General features: G+C 56.1%; 1 rRNA gene. It reads left to right on the top strand.

The window, feature by feature from the left end:
* Positions 1 to 626, top strand: a 23S ribosomal RNA gene (locus H1S01_RS20630); the annotation flags it as partial.

Consider the following 626-nt stretch of genomic DNA (forward strand, 5'->3'; position numbering starts at 1 on the left):
TCTTGGGTAGGGGAGCGTTCCTTGTGCAGCGAAGTCGAACTGGAAGGTTCGGTGGAGCGCAAGGAAGTGAGAATGCCGGTATGAGTACACGAAAAGGCAGGTGAGAATCCTGCCCGCCGAAAGCCTAAGGGTTCCTGGGGAAGGCTCGTCCACCCAGGGTAAGTCGGGACCTAAGCCGAGGCCGAAAGGCGTAGGTGATGGACAACAGGTGGAGATTCCTGTACCACGTTGCATCGTTTGACCGATGGGGGGACACAGGAGGATAAGTGAACCGTGCGACTGGTCGTGCACGGCTAAGGACGGTAGCGGTGTTCCAGGCAAATCCGGAACACAATACGCGAAGGTCTGATGGGGAGCGAAAATAAGTAGCGAAGTCACTGATTCCATACTGTCAAGAAAAGCCTCTAGGGAGACGTAACGTGCCCGTACCGCAAACCGACACAGGTAGGCGAGGAGAGAATCCTCAGGCGCGCGAGCAAACCCTCGTTAAGGAACTCGGCAAAATGACCCCGTAACTTCGGGAGAAGGGGTACTCTCCGCAAGGAGAGTCGCAGTGAAGAGGCCCAGGCGACTGTTTAGCAAAAACACAGGTCCCTGCCAAACCGAAAGGTGACGTATAGGGGCTG

Source organism: Heliobacterium chlorum (assembly GCF_014502795.1).
GTDB classification, from domain to species: domain Bacteria; phylum Bacillota; class Desulfitobacteriia; order Heliobacteriales; family Heliobacteriaceae; genus Heliobacterium; species Heliobacterium chlorum.